Below are 17,610 nucleotides of genomic sequence, written 5' to 3'. Positions count from 1 at the left end.
GATGAACAATGGGGCGAGTAGAGAATCTAGATTAGATGATTGGTTCAGAAAACATCGTTTATGGTTAGGCATTACAATAGTCGCTTTATTTGTTCTTGAAAGTGTTTTGGGTAGCGGTAGTCATACTTTAAAGGATGTACAGCCTACCGGGATTGGGAAAGGCTTTGATGCTGGAACAAAATTAACTCACCTGGAAGAGGACCTCTTATTACTCTCGCGCGATTTTACTATTGAGATGAAGGGAGAGACGACTCCTATTCGAATGCTGATTTGGGATTTTGCAGCTGAGGATGGAGATGTTGTGACGATAAAGGTTAATGACGATGTGGTGGCGGACAATATTATGATTACCAATAAACCGGTGCCTATCGAGGTTCGTTCACCAAGTGTCGTTGAAGTTGTAGGGGTTCAGGATGGTGGAGGCGGTATTACTTATGGCGTCAAATTTCAAGGCAGCCTAGATAATAGCGCGTACTTCAATATAGCCAATGTAGGGAGTTCGAATACGTATACATTAAAGATACATAAAAGTAAGCTATAATAGTAGGTGAGTAAGCTACTGGAGGATGAACAACATTGATTGCAGAAGAATTGCAGCTCGCCGTACGAGCTTATTATAAGCAGCATACACCGATTGAAAAGAGCAGGGCAGTCGATGAGTTGACGTCTCAGCTGTCATTCGTGAAAAAAGGAAAGCTGTATATTGCAATGGACGAGCAATATGCTGTGCGCTTTTCATATAGCACGAAGGATAGCTTTGCCAATACGGTGCTTGCCTTGAAAAACGTATTGAAATACGACCATATCCCGGTTATTTTGTGTTTGCTTAAGCCGTTATCGTATGAATTTATGCTTGTTAATACAACCTTCCTGAAAAAGATATCACATAGCTCCAAGGCATTGACAGAGACGAATATTCGAGGTTCCTTTCTTGGACATGATATTATGCGGGAGATAGAGCTGGCGCCTGATCGCCTGTTTCTGAATACGCCTGAGCATTTTTCGGAATTATTTGCTTTTCATCAAGGCATAGACACAGACGAAAATATCACTCGTCTAGTAGAGGAAACGTCTCAGATCAGCTCTCAGCGTTCCGCTTATATCATTGATGCTGCGACACAAGCACGCATTCATCAGAGTCTGCTTTACTCCTTTACGAAGGAGGAGGAACTGCAGCGAGTGAAGCGTGAGCTTGATCAGCTTGTCGCACAGCATCACGAGCAGATTTTGCGAATTGCGACTGAAGAAGCGGCTAATGTGAATCTAAGAGGCAATCGGATTGAACAGCTGCTGACGAAGGAAGGCTTGAATCAGCACGGACTTGCTGATGAAATCAGACTGCTGGAGGATGGCGGCAGATTGCTGATCGATATTAAAACGAGTATTGGATCAGCCACTGCCAATGCCAAGCTGTACAATATCGACAAACAGCTTGAAGCGCTGTCCGATGGTCGAACGGTGTGTGCGGTTTATCTGCTTCATATGAACACGGAAAAGCAGCGGATTGAAACGTATATGCTCAATAGCTTCGATGAGGATCTGCTTGATCAGATGCTGGTTCAGCATCATTGGTCAGGTCGCAATGCTAGAGGCAGCAGTCAGCTGCACGCACGCGTGTTTCAAGCGCTGTCTGCTGGCAATCGCCAGCCGCGATTGAATAAGGAGCGCGCGCTTGCCTTTATTGATGGGTTGATTGCGATGGGCAATGATAAGAATTAATGGTTGAAAATGTGAAAGCCCGCAATTGGTGCAGCACCAATTGCGGGCTTTTTTGTTGTGGTGATCAAGATCATCATGGCTTACTTTTCTGTTCGTACGGTATACAACGCTAGATTTGTACTTGATAAGCATTGTGAAGCGAATGCTTTCCATGCAGCTGCCTTTCCGCTTACACGATAGCCTTACTCCATGCTCTCGTCTTCGAGCTGTGCGCTTTTCGAGCGCGACTGCTCGTTCAGCGAGTTTCTTTCCCAGAATACGCCTTCTGAGTAGCCTTGGATCGAAGCGTCGTCCTCAGCCAGCTTAAGACGCTTTTCCGTTAAGCACGCATAGATTTCATCAAGCTCAACCCCGACATAGCGACGATTGAGCTTTTTCGCGACAACGGAGGTTGTACCTGCGCCTGAGAATGGATCGAACACGACGTCCTGCTCATCGGAGCTGGCTAAAATAATTTTAGCGAGCAGCTTTTCCGGCTTTTGTGTAGGATGATCGGTATTCTCAGGCATCGACCAGAACGGAACAGTAAGGTCTGTCCATAGGTTGGATGGGTGCGTTAGGCGGAACTTGCCGCCAGACTGCTCGTCCCAATCCTTCGGCTTGCCCTCAGCATTGCGATACGGTGCAATGACCTTGCGCTTCATTTTCACGCGATCGACATAAAACTTGTAGCTGCTGGAGTTGGTGCAAAACCATATATCCTCCGATGCATTTTTCCAATTGGACAGTGAGCCTCTTCCTTTTTCGCGTTCCCATGTAATGCGGTTCAATATGTTCAAGTATTTTGAAGCAACCTCGAAAATCGAGTGACTGGAGCGCCAGTCTCCGCATATGTAGACGGAAGCATCAGGCTTCAGCACACGGATAAGCTTGGAAAACCAGGAATCAAGCCATTCGGTGTATGCTTCACTTGTCATTTTTGAAAAGGTTTTTCCGTTGAAGCTTTTCGTCAAGTTATAAGGCGGATCAATAAACATAAGATCGACAAATTGATCTGGCAAATGGTCAATCGCTTCAAATAAGTCCTGATGAATCGTTTTATTCGTAAGCTCCTCAGCCTTGGCCGGCTGCTTTAGTGTAATTAAACGCTGTTTATAATATTGAAGCTCTTCTTCTGTGAGCGTAATGGTACGATTGCGTTGTGCTCGTTTTTTAGGTTGAAGTTCTGTCAAAAAGAATGCACCGCCTACTCTAATTTCATTCCTCGAATAAGTATACTAGAATTCGTGCTGTCTTTCATCTATTTTGCCATTATCACCAAGAGGCACGACGTAGGACTATTGTTTCCTGATACCGTGCTATTTTTCTTGAATATTCATGTTATATATGTTTGATATGTAAGTTAGATTATGTAATGTTTTGTTCGAATAATAGGATTTTGAGAAGTGGACCAATATTTTCGTTAGGGTTTTTCACAATAATTATGTAATGTTTCCTGACTTTTCTTTTGGATATTCATGCAAAAAAACAAAAATCATTCAATTTATGTTATATAAGTTGACATTATGTTGGGGGCGGTGCTACGATTCTATTAACGATTTAACTAAGTAGTTAAAAATATTTAACTAAATACTTAATAGCGAGTGTGGTGAGCGAATGTGACGTATATCAAGATCCAACAGGTTAGCAAGTTTTTTAAGCGAAGGGGACAGGTTACAGAAGCGCTGCGTGATATTAATCTGGAATTTCAACAGGGCACATTTGTCAGCTTGATTGGTCCTAGTGGCTGCGGAAAATCAACGCTGCTGAGAATTGTAGGCGGCCTGACAGAAATTGACCAAGGTGAGGTGACGATAGGGGGCTTGTCGCCTGGCGGAGCTCAACGACAAAAGCAGTTTGGTTTTGTTCCGCAATCCCCTGCATTGTTTCCGTGGCGAACAGTGCTCGAAAATATGAATGTGCCGTTTGAGGTCAATCGCAAAGGGGGCGATGCAGAGTCTGAGAATCGTGAGGATCCAATAGAACTGCTGCAATCTGTAGGGCTTGGTGATTTTGTGCATTCTTATGCCAAGGAGCTGTCTGGAGGGATGCAGCAGCGTGTTGGCATCGCACGAGCATTTGGTTCTGGCGCACCGATCTTATTAATGGATGAGCCATTTTCCGCTCTTGATGAAATTACACGTGAGAGAATTAGCTACCAACTGCTAGATATATGGGAAAGTCATCAGAAGACAGTCCTGTTTGTTACTCATAGCTTGCGTGAAGCTGTACTGCTGTCCGACAAGGTTGTGGTCATGTCGGCTAGGCCGGGGCAAGTGGCAAAGGTTATTGACATCAATCTTCCACGACCTCGTCAGGCGGAAATTGAGGATAGCGAACAATTTCATTATTATGTTTCAGAAATACGCGCATCACTGCGTGAACGCTGGAAATAACATGATGAGTAGAAAGGAAGTGAGCACCATGCGAAGTGCAGTTAGAGAAACAACGGTAATGGCTCGAACAGGAAGTATGAGCGGCAGCAAGGAGGAGCCGCTATATTTGCGGCTGAAGGCAAGGTATATGGAATCGGTTTACTTACCTCCACTTTTTGCCTTTGTGACGCTTTTTATTGTATGGGAGCTAGCAGTCAGGATGTTTGCCATTAATCCTGTCACGCTTCCAGCTCCTTCTGCTGTATTGCGAGAGCTTATTGGCTCCATTTCATTTTATTTGCCACATGCATGGGTTACCTTGTGTGAAGCATTGCTCGGTTTTTTTCTTGGAATGAGCGTTGCGGTATTTGCTGGAGTTTTTATGGCGCACTCCCGATTACTCGAACGAACCTTATTTCCGATTGCTGTGCTCGCAAATGTCACACCGATTATGGCGATTGCTCCTCTCTTTATCTTGTGGTTTGGCTTTGATGCTTTGCCGAAAATATTAATTGCTTCCATTATTACGTTTTTCCCAATGCTGATTAATTCGATTACTGGTTTTCGTTCGATTGACGAAAATCATCTGGAATACATGAGATCGCTTCATGCAAGCAAGTCTGAAATCTTTTTTAAGCTTCGTCTACCCAACAGTTTGCCTTATTTATTCAGTGCAGCACGAACTTGTGTCAGTCTTAGCGTAATGGGAGCTGTAGTAGGTGAATGGAGTGGTTCCACAGAGGGGCTGGGCAATGTCATTATGATGTCGAGCAATTATATGCAAACCGATCGTATGTTTTCGGCCATATTCATGCTGGCTATTATGGGGATATGTCTGACGAATACCGTCCGCTTTATTGAACGAAAGCTGTTATCTTGGCATGTATCTAATGGAGAGCAGCACTAGGGCGATTCGCAGAATAGATAAATATAATTGGAGGGTTTGGAGATGAAGAGAAGAAATTTAGGGTTCGTTATGGTGCTGTTGTGTGTAATGTTGGTGCTTGCTGCGTGTGGTAATGCCAATTCGAATGAGGGTACGTCCGAAGCGTCGCCGCCTTCCATAAGTATGAATGAATCGGTTCCTGAAAATGGGCATGATCCCGATTCAGCAATCGACATTATGGACTGGTCTTCTCGCAAGGCTTTAAATGAGGAGGCTGGTGAAATCACCTATATGACTGGCTATTATTATGCTGCCTCTCCGCCTGACGTGCAGGTTGTTATGGCGGATGAACTGGGCTATTTCGAAGAGTTTGGCTTAAAGGTGAAGATTATGCCTGGCCTTGATTCAGAAGGTATGAAGTTTTTGGCTGCTGGTCAGGCGCAAATTGCTTCTGCAGGAACACCGAGCCTTGTCATCCAATCTGTTGCCAACGGCGCAGCGATAAGTGGAATAGCGACATTCAGTGGAGTGGGCACAAGTGCATTGCTTGTGATGAGTGATTCTGGATTGACTGAGCCTAAGGATCTTGTTGGTAAAATGGTAGGCTTCCACGGTGCAATGCCGGCGAATTTACTTGCTATGCTCAAAAAATCGGGCGTTGATCCTGCCACTGTAAATGGGGTTTCTGTAGGCTACGATCCAACGGTGCTTAGCACAGGAAAGGTTGATGCTCTAACCGTATACAAATCCAATGAGCCGTATCAGTTGGAACAAATGGGAGAAGATGTTACTATCATTGATCCAGGTCAATTTGGAGCAGAGACCTCATTTGGTGTTCTGGCGGTCAACAATAGCTTTGCAGAAAAGCATCCAACTGCTGTAGAGGACTTTCTAAGAGCAGTGTCGAAGGCACATGACTATGCGGTTGAGAACCCAGATGAATCGATTAAGGTGCTTGCAGCTCGTTCCGATTCCATCTATGATATTCCAGCTGAAAGTAATCGCTGGGCAGTAGAGCGGGAACTGATCGAGAGCTCTCGCGTTGCTGGACACGGTGTAGCGTGGCAAACAGAGGAACAGTGGCAGCGTGAAATTGATATGTTGTTTCAGGCTAGCGTCATTCGTGATGAACTGGATCTTGATGTCGTAATGAACAATAGCTTTATTGACAGCATCTATGACGGCGAGCAGCTTATTTGGCCCGAATAATTTTAATAAGGAGAGCGATAACGATGACTAGTGTAGACTACAGTAAAATTGATTTTGGCGTGTTTTTACCGATTACGAATGGTGGGTGGATTATTTCTGAGCATACACCTGCTTTAGATGGCGGCTACGAAATTAACAAGAAGGCTGCATTGATTGCTGAACAATATGGACTTGATTTTATTATGTCGATGGCAAAGTGGAAGGGCTATGGAGGCAGTACAAATCACTGGGGCGTTTCTCTGGAATCGATGACGATGATGGCTGGGCTGGCTGAAGCAACGTCACGCGTAAAAATATATGCAACGGTGCACACACTGCTGTTCAATCCAGCTGTCGCTGCAAAAATGTTTGCGACGCTTGATCATATTAGTGGAGGCCGAGTAGGCATGAATGTAGTTTCGGGCTCCTACGCAGGTGAATTCCGGCAAATGGGTATGTGGCCAGAGCATCTTGGTCATGGGGAACGATATGATCTCGCGAAGGAATGGATGCAGGTAGTAAAGCGCCTGTGGAGTGAGGAATCGGTGACCCATCATGGACAGTATTTTACGCTGGAGGATTGTCAATCGCTGCCTAAACCATTACAGCAGCCAAGACCGGAAATTATATGCGCAGGCCAGTCGGAAAAGGGCATGGGCTTTACGATTGATGAGGGTGATGCTTGCTTTATTGGCGGTCGGGATTTGGAGGAGTTGGCTGCGATAAGCAAAAAAGCCAAGGAGATGGCTGCAGAGCGTAATAAAACAATTAAAACGTATGCAATGTTTACGATTATTCCTGGAGCAACAGACGATGAGGCAGAAGCGCGTGTGAAGCATTATCAGGAGGGTGCAGATATTGAAGCGATTAAGGGGATGCTGCGCAGTTATGGACTAGAGCCTGATGGCCGAGAAAATTCCATGGTGGCACGTGCCAAAAGCGCATTTATGACAGAGACGATCTCTGGGAGCATCGAGAGCATACGAGCGCGTATTCATGAGATATTGGAAGTGACGCACATTGATGGCATGATGCTGACCTTCCCTGATTATGTGGAGGACTTGACGATTTTCGGGAGAGATATTTTGCCGATGCTGAAGGATACATCGATCGTATCATAAGACGGTAGTAGGAGTGAGAAGATGGATAAAAGTCTAAAGGAGCATTCCGCGCTGCTCATTATCGATGTTCAGCAGGACTTTTGTGGTCCAACAGGATTAATGGCACACTACAATGCAGATTTAAGCATGATAGATGGTGCTGTGGATCGGATCGAGCTGCTCACAGACCATGCGCACGCTCAGCGTATTCCCGTTATCTATGTCTCGCTCGTGACACGGCCCCAGACCGATTCAAGAGCAATGAAAGCTTGGTATGCCAGGCAAGGAATGGATGGGGAGCAGGCCGTAGCGTTATGCCGAGATGGAAGTCCTGGTGCTGAGTGGTATCGCGTAAAGCCAGCTGCTGAAGATTATATCGTGGAGAAGCAACGCTATAGTGCATTTGTGGCAACTAATTTGGAGCTGTTGCTTCAGCAGCTTCAAATTAAGCGGTTGATTGTGACTGGCGTTACAACGGAATGCTGTGTAGATTCGACTGTGCGAGACGGGTTTATGAAGGATTATGAGATGTTTGTCGTGGAGGATGCATGTGCAGCGTATGAGCTGGAAATGCACGCGATGAGCATAAAAATAATAGGGCTCAATTTTGCAACGATTATGTCAACTGAGCAGGTGTTGACAAGCTGGAATGGAGTGGAATAGCGATGAAGCTGACGAATGTCGAGTTGACCGAGCAGGATAAGGCGATGTTTCAATTAATTCGGGCTCATATCGATCCGCAGGAGCTCATTGATGTGCTATTAGAGCTTGGAAATATTCGCAGTCTTGCCGGCTATGAGAAGGAGGCAGGAGAATACGTCTACAACTGGATGAAAAAGGAAGGGTTTACCCCGCGCAAGGTCGGCATGGTTGAGGAACGCTTCAATGTCATAGGCACATACGGAGGAGAGGCCCCTGGAGAAGGGAAAAATTTGTTGCTGACGAGCCATCTGGACACGGAGTCGCCACAATACAATGAACGTGACGCCTGGCGCTATCGTCCAGAGACGGTTGAGCGCTCAGAATGGCTGGAGGCTGCTTTCCGCGATGGAATATTCTCAGGGCGTCCAGTGGAAAATGATCGCGGTCCAATGACGTGCACCTTGATGGCGGCCAAGGCGCTCAAAGCTGCAGGGATTTCTCTCAAGGGAAAGCTGTATATTACAGCATGCCCTGGTGAGATCGGACCTGAGCAGGTCGAGGAGTTTCGCGGCAGTCAGTATCTTGGAAAGGAGCTGGGCGCGCAGTATTTGCTATCGCATGGCGGAGTTGCGCCTGATTATGCGATTGCTGCGGAGGGAACGGATTTTGGCATGACATGGCTTAGCTGTGGACATGCGCTGATTCGTATTGATCTTTATGGAGAGGAAATATTCACACCAATGATCAGCCATCCCCTCTCGCTTGGCGATCATCCGAGTCCTCTTGTCCAGGTTGCTGTACTTATTGACCATATTCAGAGATGGGCTCGGCAATATGAGCAGGAAAACAGCTATGAATCTGCCGGAGGTTGTTCGATACCGAAGGTGCAGCTATCAGCCATTAGAGGCGGCGATCCTCATATTATGGGGGCAGGAAGTGAGGTATGCTCGGTCTATATTGAGGTCAACTTGACGGCACAGCAGACCATTGCTCCTATCCAGCGTCAATTGGAGGTGTTGCTGTCTCAAGCGGGTATGCAGGGGCAAGTGCTTCCGCTTGTTTACCGAAATGGATATGAAGCAAGAGATGAGCATATAATGCCGCTTGTTGAGGCAATCAGTGCAGGGACGCTTGGAACTGACCGCGGCGAGTTGCTGCTGGCCCACCACGCGTACTCTAGTATGTGGCGCGACCATAATGTGTTTAATATGTATCGTATTCCAGCAGCCACATTCGGACCTTCACGGTTTCAGCCGTCGCTTGACGATATGCTGGATGCGACTGCTATCTATGCATTTACAGCTTGGAAAATATGCAATAGTGAGGAGGAAAATTTATGATTGAAGCTACTGTGTGGCGCCAAACAATGGGGAAATTTGCTACGGGAGTGACAGTAATTACGACGCTTGATGCTGATGGCAATCCACTGGGGATGACAGCCAATGCCTTTACATCGCTATCGCTTACTCCCCCAATGGTTTTAATATGCGTTGACAATTCTAGTACGACACTTGCTCAGCTTATTGGAAGCAGAAAGTTCTGTGTTAATATACTGAGCTCTGACCAGGAGGCGATTTCTCGCCAATTTGCAAAAAAAGGTGGTCCAGAAAAGTTCGAGGGAGTGAGCTATTCATCAGGATTGCTGGGGCTTCCTGTGCTTGAAGGCTGTTTAACAAGCGTTGAGTGCGAGCTGAGCGAGCGTTATGAGGGCGGCGATCATATGATTTTGCTTGGTTCAGCGTTGCATATTTACCAAGCCCCGTACCCTGCTGAGCCGCTAATTTTCTACGAAGGAAAGTATCGCAGCCTGGTTGAGATGGAGGCTACTGCACCATGAAGATTATCACGATTGTAGGCAATCCCAAGCCTTTATCGAAAACCTATCATATCGCAGAGCAGGCAGCTGCAGCTCTAAGCAATCTGCTTTCCTTGCACAGTGACGAGCCGATAGAAAATGAAATGATCGAGCTGGCGCATATTGGGACTGGGTTGGTACAATGGGATCAGCAGGTCATTGCTCCGCTTGTGGAAAAAATCGATCAAGCAAGCTATATCGTTGTGGCTAGTCCTACGTATAAGGCATCATATACCGGGCTGCTAAAGCTGTTTTTGGATATACTGCCGATGAAGGCGCTGCAGCATAAGCTTGTGCTGCCTATTATGATAGGAGCGGGCGATAGTCATCGTCTTGCTGTGGAGTATCAACTTAAACCAGTGCTTTCTGAGCTTGGTGCAACCTTTATCAGTCAAGGGTTATATATGCTGGAATCTAAGGCTGAGCACTGTGAGGAAGAGTTAAGACAGTGGTTGACGAGCAATGAGTTGGCAGTTAAGGCCTTTCTGTAGAGAAGATTGCAGATTGCCACTGCTGTAACATTTGGCATGACTGGATTGCCAGAAGGGTGGAGATCAAGTGGCCAATGCTACTACACTCGAGGAAGGAAAACAAAATATGCAGGACAGGATATTGAACGCAGCCGAAGAGTTATTTGCCAGCAGCAGCTACTCTGCAACGAGAATAAGTGATATTGCTGCCAAGGCGGGGGTTAATCAGGCGTTGGTTCACTATTATTTTAGCACTAAGGAGCGTTTGTATGAAGCGGTGCTGGAACGGTTGTTTCAGCAGTGGGAATCCTACCTGCTCAAGCAGAGCTGGGAGGATGTTCGACCTGAGCATATGCTGCAGCAGTATATTGAAGCGCATTTCGAAATCAAATGCCAGGTCCCTAATTTATACAAAATTTTTCATAAAGAAAGCATAGATGGCGGGGAGATGTTTTCGAAATACGCCTCTAAGCAATGGTTGAATGATTATAAGGACAAAAGTGAGATGTTTAAGCGCTGGAAGCTGGCAGGCATTATCGAACCACAGGCCAATGAGCAGGTTGTTCTGTTTTGCTTGTGGGGGATGATGAATCAATTTTATTATCGGGATCTACAAGCTCTGCAAATGATTACTGGGCTGACTGGCACGAAGGAGGAGCTTCAGCGTGAAATCGTTGAGCAGATGGTTGCGCTCGCCAAGCATGGGATTCTGACCCACACGAAACGTAATCAAGTAGAAGCGGTTGATGGTCAGTTAAAACGTATTCAGCTTCTCGTATTTCCAAGTGATCTTGACCCGCTGAAGGATGAGGTTGAGCACATGGAAGAGGTGCTTCGAGACTGGAAGGAGTGCGAGCTTCAGCTCGTTGCATCTGATGCCGATATGATTGAAGCATTAGAGCAGATATCGACCTCTCATTTAACGTTCATTATAACCTCCACGCAAGTCGGAGAGCTGTCCCCGGCACTTCTGAGTTGGCTGCAGCTGGTCGAGCAGCAGCATGCTGCGATAGTGGAGCGGTATGTTGGCATATGGACGAAAAAAGGCACGGCGGCAGCTGATGCTCTGCAGCGACAACTTGAGGAAACCGTGAATCGTCTTGGCGGCTTCTCAGTAGCAAGAACACCAACCCTTACACTGCATGGATATTTAAACCGTTGTGCCAAAATGTCCAGGCTGTAAGTAACGAGAATGTAGGTGAAATGAGATGGAAGGGAACGCTTACGGTCTATCAAGGTTGCAGTACAATTGCTTGTTTGCGGCCTTGCTGTGCAGCATCTTTTTAACGCAGCTGGATCAGACAATCGTGTCTACTGCATTGCCGACGATAGCGACTGAATTGAATGGTTTTTCCAGTATGTCATGGGTGTTTACGATTTATATGCTAGCTTCGACGGCAATGATGCCGATTGCGGGAAAGCTGTCTGATTTATACGGTAGAAGATTATTTTTGCTGATGGGTCTCATTTTATTTGTAGGCGGCTCCTTATTGTGTGGCATGGCCCAGACCATGACGCAGCTTATTGTGTTTCGGGGGCTGAAAGGGATAGGTGCAGGCTTCCTTATGCCGATTACCTTTACTGTCGTATTTTCGGTTATGCCTAGAGGCAATAACAAGTATCAATCTCTCTATATGAGCGTGTTCGCTTTATCCTCAGTTGTGGGACCGACCATCGGTGCACTAATTACAACACTGCTTGACTGGCGCTATATCTTCTATATTAATCTTCCACTTGGACTCATTGTGTTTGCTGCTTTTCTAAAGTTACTCCCTAGAGATGAAGGTTCGAGCTCATATCCAACGAAGTCGATTGGCTATCTGGCTCCGATTTTACTGATAACGGGGACCTTGTGCACGCTGCTTGCTTTAAAGCTTGGCGGTGTACAGTATGCTTGGGGCTCACTGGAGATAATGAGCCTGCTCGTTGTAGGAATAATAACGTTAACCAGCTTTGTTATGCAGCAGATTAGAGCGGGAGAGCCTGTTATTCCGTTCCATTTGTTTCGCGATCGCGTCATTGCTAGTACGTATATTACGACCTTCGTGCAAGGAATCATCATGTTCTCAGCGCTTGTGTATGTGCCGATGTTTGTGCAAGGCAGCCTTGGCGGTGATGTTGCTTATACAGGTGGTGCTTTAACACCATTGATGCTATGTGTGATGTTTGGTGCGACGCTGTGTGGCATGCTCATTCAGCGATATACGTGGCGTTTCAGCATGGCGCTGTCTATGATGCTTTGCACGGTCTCCCTGCTGCTGATGATCTACCTGCCTGATCAGGTTTCCTTCCTATGGGTCTGTATCATTATGATGCTGCTTGGTCTGGGCATCGGCATGATGATGATGATTGGGCAGACGGCTGTCAGCATGAGTGTTGATGAGTCAATTCGCGGAGCTGCGACCTCATCGGTCAGTTTTTTTCGATCGATTGGTGGTGTACTTGGCACTGCTGTACTGACCACTCTGGTCAATCATAAGCTTAGTCGATTAATGCTGCTGCATGAAGGCGAGCTTTCTTTGCCAGCAGATGAGGTGGGAGTAGTTACAGATCCACTTGCTCTATTGGAGAGTAACACGAACTTGCCGCCCCATCAGCAGGAGCTGCTGCAAAGCATATTAGGAGAAAGCGTGCAATACGGCTTTTGGTTTCTCGCTATTGCCGCTGTCATCGGCTTTGTTGTATCATTCTGGGCAGGATCTGCTCGGCAACAGGCGAATCATGAACTCATTGCGGCCAAGATTGACCCAGCCTCGGCACATTAAGAAATAGGGAAATGAACCTTGAACCTGCGAAGTTGCACATGCTATAATGCTCGTAAACATGCTTCATGTATATGAACTTGGCGCATTTACGTATAATGTAGAAGGAGCCGTGCTGCTAACACGACCCAGATGTATTAGCTACTTTTACAGGCTTCAACAATACAAGGACAACAGATCAAATAGACTGCGACCTTTGCACGAGGGCAGTCTATTTGTCTTTAGAAAACAGCATCAACACGATCAGCGTACCGAAGGTAAGCATTAAGATCAGAGACTCAAAAACTGCATATTGCAGATATATGGAAATATTAACCTATTAATGATAAGCAGATTAGCGTGAGAGGTGTAGCATGGCAAAGCAAAAATATTATGTCGTATGGGTAGGAGCTCAACCGGGCATCTATACGAATTGGAACGAATGCCAGCAGCAGGTGAATGGCTTTGAGGGTGCAAAGTATAAAGCATTTGAAACGCGAGATGCTGCCGAGCAGGCCTACGCTCAGGGCTGGAAGTCATATTGGGGCAATAAAGGCAATTCTGCTGCTGCTCGCAGCAACAAAATGACTGCGAAATCAGCCAAGCTAACGGGAGCTGCTGCACATGAGCAGGCTGAAATTGACTATCATACTATCTCGGTTGACGTAGGCACAGCTGGCAATCCTGGTCCGATCGAGTACAAGGGTGTGGATACCGCGACAGGTGAGGTGCTGTTTTCTGTAGGACCCATTCCGAACGGTACGAATAACTTGGGGGAATATCTTGCGATTGTTCACGCGCTTGCTTATATTGCTAAAACCGGTGATACGCGCAACATATACAGTGATTCCATGACTGCTATGAAGTGGGTGAAGCAAAAGTCACCGAATACGAATCTCCCGCGCAATGAAGCGACGAAGGAGATGTGGAGCTTGGTAGATCGCGCAACAGAGTGGCTCAACAGCAATACGTATACAACGAAAATTATGAAGTGGCAAACCGATCGCTGGGGAGAGATTAAGGCGGACTATGGTCGTAAATAATGTTGCTAGCTCAGAAGTAGAAGGATGTATTCCATGAAAACGAAAACCTATACAATTGGAGAAATGTCCAAGCTATCCAATTTACCAATCCAGACATTACGCTATTATGATCAGATTGATCTGTTTAAACCAATCCGTACTGATCCGAATTCGAATTATCGATACTATGACGATTCGCAGCTGCATAGCCTCGATCTTATTAAGGCATTACGATATCTTGAAATCCCCTTGGCAACGATTAGGCAAGTGCTGGATTACACGCTGGATGAGCTGGTGGCGTTTTTAGCAGAACAGGAAACCGTGATTGATTCAAGAATTAAGCGGCTTCATGAAGTGCAGAACACGCTATTGAAGACGAAAAAGCAAATTTCGGATCAGCTTGCGATCCCAGTAATGAATGAGGTATATGAATCCACTGAGGATGAGCTGCGGCTGCTCCGTATTGAGGTGCAACATTCAACGCCTGAGTACGTGCCTGACGAGTATTTTATATCCTTAATTAAAACAGTCGAAAATGAAGCCGGAGGCATTGCCACAAAATTTGGCGCGATCTATCCGCTAAAGGCTTATCGGCATCTGCAGGAGATCCAGTATGATTACCTTTTTACGCCACTATTAACGGAGCGCGATATTGAAAACCTCGATTATGGTATGACTATTGCTAATATGAGCGGCAGTCGCTACCTATGTATATCCTTTTTATCTTCTATAGATAATTATGTAGAGCATTACAATCAGCTGCTTCATTATATTGAGAAGCAGCAATGTCATGTAGCATCAGATGTGTATGAATTTTATTTGCCTACTACGTTTTCATCTAATCAGAAGCCTGAATTTATTGTTCAATTAAAGGTCAAAATTATTGATGGAGGTAGTTGACTCTATAGTAACTATAGGCATTATTGTAGATAGAGCGTCTTCACACACTTATACATTGGAGCAAGAATGGAGCGTTCTATATGAACAAATTAAGAGAAAATTCAACGTTGGCAATTTTGCTGGGCAATTTGTTTATTGCCTTTTTAGGAATTGGGCTCGTGATTCCGATCTTGCCAACGATTATGAACGAGCTTCAAATTAGCGGTACGGTTGTTGGTAATCTGACGGCTGCCTTTGCTTTAACGCAGCTCATTCTATCACCGTTTACCGGAAAAGCAGTTGATCGATATGGCAGAAAAATTATTGTCGTGATTGGATTAATTATATTTGGTATATCTGAATTGCTTTTTGGTATCGGTAAATCAGTTGAAGTGTTGTTTTTATCCCGAATTTTAGGTGGCGTAAGCGCAGCGTTTATTATGCCGGCAGTCACTGCATTTATTACCGATATTACGTCGGTCGAGAATCGTCCTAAGGCTTTTGGCTATATGTCTGCTGCGATCAGCACAGGCTTTATTATTGGTCCTGGTATCGGTGGATTTTTAGCTGAGCTGGGAACACGAGTACCGTTTTTTACCGCAGCTGGTCTTGGCATTATTGCTGCGGTTTTGTCGATATTGTTCCTATCAGAGCCAGTTAGACGAAAGGCTGCGGCTTCAAGTGATCAAGTGACAGCAGGAAAGGTCGGCTTGAAAAAGATATTTTTGCCGATGTTTTTCATCGCTTTTATTATGATATTTGTTTCTTCGTTTGGCTTGGCGGCCTTCGAATCCTTCTTTAGCTTGTTTGTCGATCATAAGTTTAATTTCACACCAAAGGATATCGCGATCTCGATTACGGGAGGAGCGCTTATCGGTGCAATTGCGCAAATCGCTTTATTTAACCGACTAACCGTTAAGCTTGGGGAGATAGGCTTAGTACGTTATTGTTTAGTATTCTCAGCTGTAACGGTGTTTCTTGTAACGGTAGCCAATTCCTATCTTACGATTATCCTGTTAACCTTTATCGTATTTGTTGGCTTTGATCTTATTCGCCCGGCGATTACTAATTATTTATCAAATGTTGCAGGGGATGAGCAAGGCTTTGTAGCGGGAATGAACTCGATGTTCACTTCATTAGCAAACGTGCTAGGTCCCATTATCGGTGGCATGCTGTTCGATATTGATATAGATTATCCGTATTACTTTGCCGTCATCCTACTATTAGTCGGCTTATTCCTGGCGATGTTCTGGAAGCAGAAAGAAACAGCCACAGAAAACTAATTGATCAATCGAATACGAGCCTCTTGTGTTTATGAGGTGAAGGGAGGGGGCCTGGGATGCAGTCTGGGCTCCCTTTATTTACAATCAATAATAAACGCATGTGTGCACGGTTGAACATTGATCGGCGAGATTATATACCCGACCGCTACGTTACAAATGTGCGTTATAACTACAGCTTACAGCGAGCTTCTCACAAAGCTTTTCAATAAGGCTATAGGTTAAGCTGAGATCGACTTGAAATAGCGATAAATACGATTGAGCTTCTGCCTCTGCTTGCCATCTTTCTTTTCCATCCCGCCAAACTCAAAAAATTTCACCTTATTAATGCCTACAAATTGGCACAAAGCCCGTTTCATGAGTACCTTATGCGCGTTATGAAGCCAGTAAAATGGATATAAGGCAGGTCCTTTCATGCTGGAAATACAGACGACTGATTTGCCCTTCAGCAAGCCTTCCGGCAACAGCTTGCCATTATCGCGATAAGCGAAATTGGAAGCAAACAGCCGGTCAATATAGCCAAGCAGCATGGCTGGAGGTCGTCCCCACCATATCGGATAGATGAATACAATTTTTTCGGCCCAGAGCAGCTGCTGTCGATAGGGCTCCAGCTCCGGGTCGATATGCATATCTCTTCTGCGCTTCTGCTCATTAAAAACGAGCTTAGGATCAAACGATTCCTCGTATAAGTCCAAAATCTGAACCTCGCTGGAATGAGGATTTTCCTCAAGACCTCTTATTGTTTGCTGTAAAAAAGCATAGCTGAGGCTTTGATGATTAGGGTGAGTAAAAATAATGAGGGTTTTCATTTGTCACCTTCTTTGTTATCATTTGATAATAAATTTATATGTTAACTAGATAGTTGTCAATAGATAATTATCTTTAGATAATCAATTTATGGGGTGAACGTATGAAATCCAAACAAGCTTTTTTTCAGCAAACGGTGGCATTTATCGCATCCGTTCATAGCATGCATTATGAGATGACGAAAACAATGCCTTTGCATGGGCTGACATCGCTGCAATATGAGCTGTTGGAATTTCTCGCTGTTGAGCAGCCATTAACACCAAGTCGAATAAGCGAATGCAAGGGAATATCCATGCCTAATACCAGTCGCGAGCTAAGGAAGCTGACCGAAATGGGACTATGTGAAAGGCTATCCGATGCGACAGATCGCAGAAAGCAGTATATCCGTTTGACTGCATCAGGCGAGAAGTATATGGCAGATGCCTTTGCACATATGCAGGCTGAGCTGTGGAGACAGCTTGAGGATGTAGATGATAGTGGGTTGGAGCAGATTGCTGAAGCGATGGCGCTTTTGCAGGAGAAGGTGTTCCGTGGGAAGTAACTTCAAGCAATGACAGGACTCCAAATTATAATCGTATCATTGTGCCGCAGCATGTAATCGAATAGCTCTTTGAACCGTTTCCTTATTGCAGGATACGGTTTTTGTTTGTTTTAATGCGTTATAGAG

18 protein-coding genes are annotated in these 17,610 nt (G+C 45.4%); 16 read left to right on the top strand and 2 right to left on the bottom strand.

Translation table 11 applies throughout. The annotated features are described in order from the left end of the window. Window position 1 precedes the first annotated feature (1 nt). The gene (locus tag ACFP56_RS11175) at window positions 2-541 is read left to right on the top strand and encodes a hypothetical protein (RefSeq protein WP_379234379.1); all 540 of its coding nucleotides are present in this window, start codon (window positions 2-4) and stop codon (window positions 539-541) included. Window positions 542-576: 35 nt separating this feature from the next. Then, the gene (locus ACFP56_RS11170; RefSeq protein ID WP_379234377.1) at window positions 577-1,719 is read left to right on the top strand and encodes a hypothetical protein; all 1,143 of its coding nucleotides are present in this window, start codon (window positions 577-579) and stop codon (window positions 1,717-1,719) included. A gap of 182 nt (window positions 1,720-1,901) precedes the next feature. Here the strand turns inward: ACFP56_RS11170 and ACFP56_RS11165 are convergent, their stop codons facing one another. Next, the gene (locus ACFP56_RS11165; protein ID WP_379234375.1) at window positions 1,902-2,891 is read right to left on the bottom strand and encodes a DNA-methyltransferase; all 990 of its coding nucleotides are present in this window, start codon (window positions 2,889-2,891) and stop codon (window positions 1,902-1,904) included. Between the two features lie 426 nt (window positions 2,892-3,317). Here ACFP56_RS11165 and ACFP56_RS11160 point away from each other — a divergent pair, with 426 nt between their 5' ends. The 13 genes from ACFP56_RS11160 to norA all read left to right on the top strand — a co-directional run bounded on the left by ACFP56_RS11160 (window position 3,318) and on the right by norA (window position 16,139). Next, window positions 3,318-4,094, top strand: a complete 777-nt coding sequence (locus ACFP56_RS11160; RefSeq protein ID WP_379234373.1) for an ABC transporter ATP-binding protein — start codon at window positions 3,318-3,320, stop codon at window positions 4,092-4,094. A gap of 28 nt (window positions 4,095-4,122) precedes the next feature. Continuing rightward, a complete protein-coding gene (locus tag ACFP56_RS11155; protein WP_379234371.1) occupies window positions 4,123-4,980 on the top strand; it encodes an ABC transporter permease in 858 nt (285 codons plus the stop codon). Window positions 4,981-5,022: 42 nt separating this feature from the next. Next, on the top strand, window positions 5,023-6,168 hold the full coding sequence (locus ACFP56_RS11150; RefSeq protein ID WP_379234369.1) for an ABC transporter substrate-binding protein: 1,146 nt from the start codon (window positions 5,023-5,025) through the stop codon (window positions 6,166-6,168). Between the two features lie 23 nt (window positions 6,169-6,191). Next, the gene (locus ACFP56_RS11145) at window positions 6,192-7,268 is read left to right on the top strand and encodes an LLM class flavin-dependent oxidoreductase (protein ID WP_379234367.1); all 1,077 of its coding nucleotides are present in this window, start codon (window positions 6,192-6,194) and stop codon (window positions 7,266-7,268) included. Window positions 7,269-7,289: 21 nt separating this feature from the next. Next, complete coding sequence (locus ACFP56_RS11140; RefSeq protein WP_379234363.1) at window positions 7,290-7,910, top strand: cysteine hydrolase family protein; 621 nt, start codon at window positions 7,290-7,292, stop codon at window positions 7,908-7,910. 2 nt (window positions 7,911-7,912) lie between these two features. Beyond that, a complete protein-coding gene (locus tag ACFP56_RS11135; protein ID WP_379234361.1) occupies window positions 7,913-9,229 on the top strand; it encodes a hypothetical protein in 1,317 nt (438 codons plus the stop codon). Next, window positions 9,226-9,726 carry a flavin reductase family protein gene (locus tag ACFP56_RS11130; RefSeq protein ID WP_379234359.1) on the top strand — a complete coding sequence of 167 codons (501 nt, stop codon included), beginning with the start codon at window positions 9,226-9,228 and terminating at the stop codon, window positions 9,724-9,726. The genes ACFP56_RS11135 and ACFP56_RS11130 overlap by 4 nt, the downstream gene beginning before the upstream one ends. Continuing rightward, complete coding sequence (locus ACFP56_RS11125) at window positions 9,723-10,235, top strand: NAD(P)H-dependent oxidoreductase (protein WP_379234357.1); 513 nt, start codon at window positions 9,723-9,725, stop codon at window positions 10,233-10,235. The genes ACFP56_RS11130 and ACFP56_RS11125 overlap by 4 nt, the downstream gene beginning before the upstream one ends. 67 nt (window positions 10,236-10,302) lie before the next feature. Then, on the top strand, window positions 10,303-11,397 hold the full coding sequence (locus tag ACFP56_RS11120) for a TetR/AcrR family transcriptional regulator (RefSeq protein WP_379234355.1): 1,095 nt from the start codon (window positions 10,303-10,305) through the stop codon (window positions 11,395-11,397). A gap of 25 nt (window positions 11,398-11,422) precedes the next feature. Then, on the top strand, window positions 11,423-12,979 hold the full coding sequence (locus tag ACFP56_RS11115; protein WP_379234353.1) for an MFS transporter: 1,557 nt from the start codon (window positions 11,423-11,425) through the stop codon (window positions 12,977-12,979). Between the two features lie 350 nt (window positions 12,980-13,329). Further along, entirely contained in the window at window positions 13,330-13,998 is a 669-nt protein-coding gene (gene rnhA / locus ACFP56_RS11110; RefSeq protein ID WP_379234351.1) for a ribonuclease H, read from the top strand. Between the two features lie 33 nt (window positions 13,999-14,031). Then, window positions 14,032-14,877: a MerR family transcriptional regulator gene (locus ACFP56_RS11105; protein ID WP_379234349.1), complete on the top strand. Its 846-nt coding sequence runs from the start codon at window positions 14,032-14,034 to the stop codon at window positions 14,875-14,877. A gap of 80 nt (window positions 14,878-14,957) precedes the next feature. Beyond that, the gene (gene norA / locus ACFP56_RS11100) at window positions 14,958-16,139 is read left to right on the top strand and encodes a multidrug efflux MFS transporter NorA (protein ID WP_379234347.1); all 1,182 of its coding nucleotides are present in this window, start codon (window positions 14,958-14,960) and stop codon (window positions 16,137-16,139) included. A 218-nt stretch (window positions 16,140-16,357) separates the two neighbouring features. Here the strand turns inward: norA and ACFP56_RS11095 are convergent, their stop codons facing one another. Beyond that, window positions 16,358-16,945, bottom strand: a complete 588-nt coding sequence (locus ACFP56_RS11095; protein ID WP_379234344.1) for an NAD(P)H-dependent oxidoreductase — start codon at window positions 16,943-16,945, stop codon at window positions 16,358-16,360. Window positions 16,946-17,046: 101 nt separating this feature from the next. Between ACFP56_RS11095 and ACFP56_RS11090 the strand changes: the two genes are divergently transcribed. Continuing rightward, entirely contained in the window at window positions 17,047-17,484 is a 438-nt protein-coding gene (locus tag ACFP56_RS11090; protein WP_379234342.1) for a MarR family winged helix-turn-helix transcriptional regulator, read from the top strand. Window positions 17,485-17,610 lie beyond the last annotated feature (126 nt).

The sequence above is a fragment of the Paenibacillus septentrionalis genome, from assembly GCF_042659865.1.
In the GTDB taxonomy this organism is placed as follows: domain Bacteria; phylum Bacillota; class Bacilli; order Paenibacillales; family Paenibacillaceae; genus Pristimantibacillus; species Pristimantibacillus septentrionalis.
Note: the sequence above shows the minus strand (reverse complement) of the source record. Positions and strands in the feature narration are given on the sequence as shown.

Excerpts from the sequence above, each read along its gene's own strand:
- ACFP56_RS11175 (WP_379234379.1), top strand. The coding sequence starts at position 2 with ATGAACAATGGGGCGAGTAGAGAATCTAGATTAGATGATTGGTTCAGA.
- ACFP56_RS11155 (WP_379234371.1), top strand. The coding sequence starts at position 4,123 with ATGCGAAGTGCAGTTAGAGAAACAACGGTAATGGCTCGAACAGGAAGT.
- ACFP56_RS11150 (WP_379234369.1), top strand. The coding sequence starts at position 5,023 with ATGAAGAGAAGAAATTTAGGGTTCGTTATGGTGCTGTTGTGTGTAATG.
- ACFP56_RS11145 (WP_379234367.1), top strand. The coding sequence starts at position 6,192 with ATGACTAGTGTAGACTACAGTAAAATTGATTTTGGCGTGTTTTTACCG.
- ACFP56_RS11140 (WP_379234363.1), top strand. The coding sequence starts at position 7,290 with ATGGATAAAAGTCTAAAGGAGCATTCCGCGCTGCTCATTATCGATGTT.
- ACFP56_RS11135 (WP_379234361.1), top strand. The coding sequence starts at position 7,913 with ATGAAGCTGACGAATGTCGAGTTGACCGAGCAGGATAAGGCGATGTTT.
- ACFP56_RS11130 (WP_379234359.1), top strand. The coding sequence starts at position 9,226 with ATGATTGAAGCTACTGTGTGGCGCCAAACAATGGGGAAATTTGCTACG.
- ACFP56_RS11125 (WP_379234357.1), top strand. The coding sequence starts at position 9,723 with ATGAAGATTATCACGATTGTAGGCAATCCCAAGCCTTTATCGAAAACC.
- ACFP56_RS11115 (WP_379234353.1), top strand. The coding sequence starts at position 11,423 with ATGGAAGGGAACGCTTACGGTCTATCAAGGTTGCAGTACAATTGCTTG.
- rnhA (WP_379234351.1), top strand. The coding sequence starts at position 13,330 with ATGGCAAAGCAAAAATATTATGTCGTATGGGTAGGAGCTCAACCGGGC.
- ACFP56_RS11105 (WP_379234349.1), top strand. The coding sequence starts at position 14,032 with ATGAAAACGAAAACCTATACAATTGGAGAAATGTCCAAGCTATCCAAT.
- norA (WP_379234347.1), top strand. The coding sequence starts at position 14,958 with ATGAACAAATTAAGAGAAAATTCAACGTTGGCAATTTTGCTGGGCAAT.
- ACFP56_RS11095 (WP_379234344.1), bottom strand. The coding sequence starts at position 16,945 with ATGAAAACCCTCATTATTTTTACTCACCCTAATCATCAAAGCCTCAGC.
- ACFP56_RS11090 (WP_379234342.1), top strand. The coding sequence starts at position 17,047 with ATGAAATCCAAACAAGCTTTTTTTCAGCAAACGGTGGCATTTATCGCA.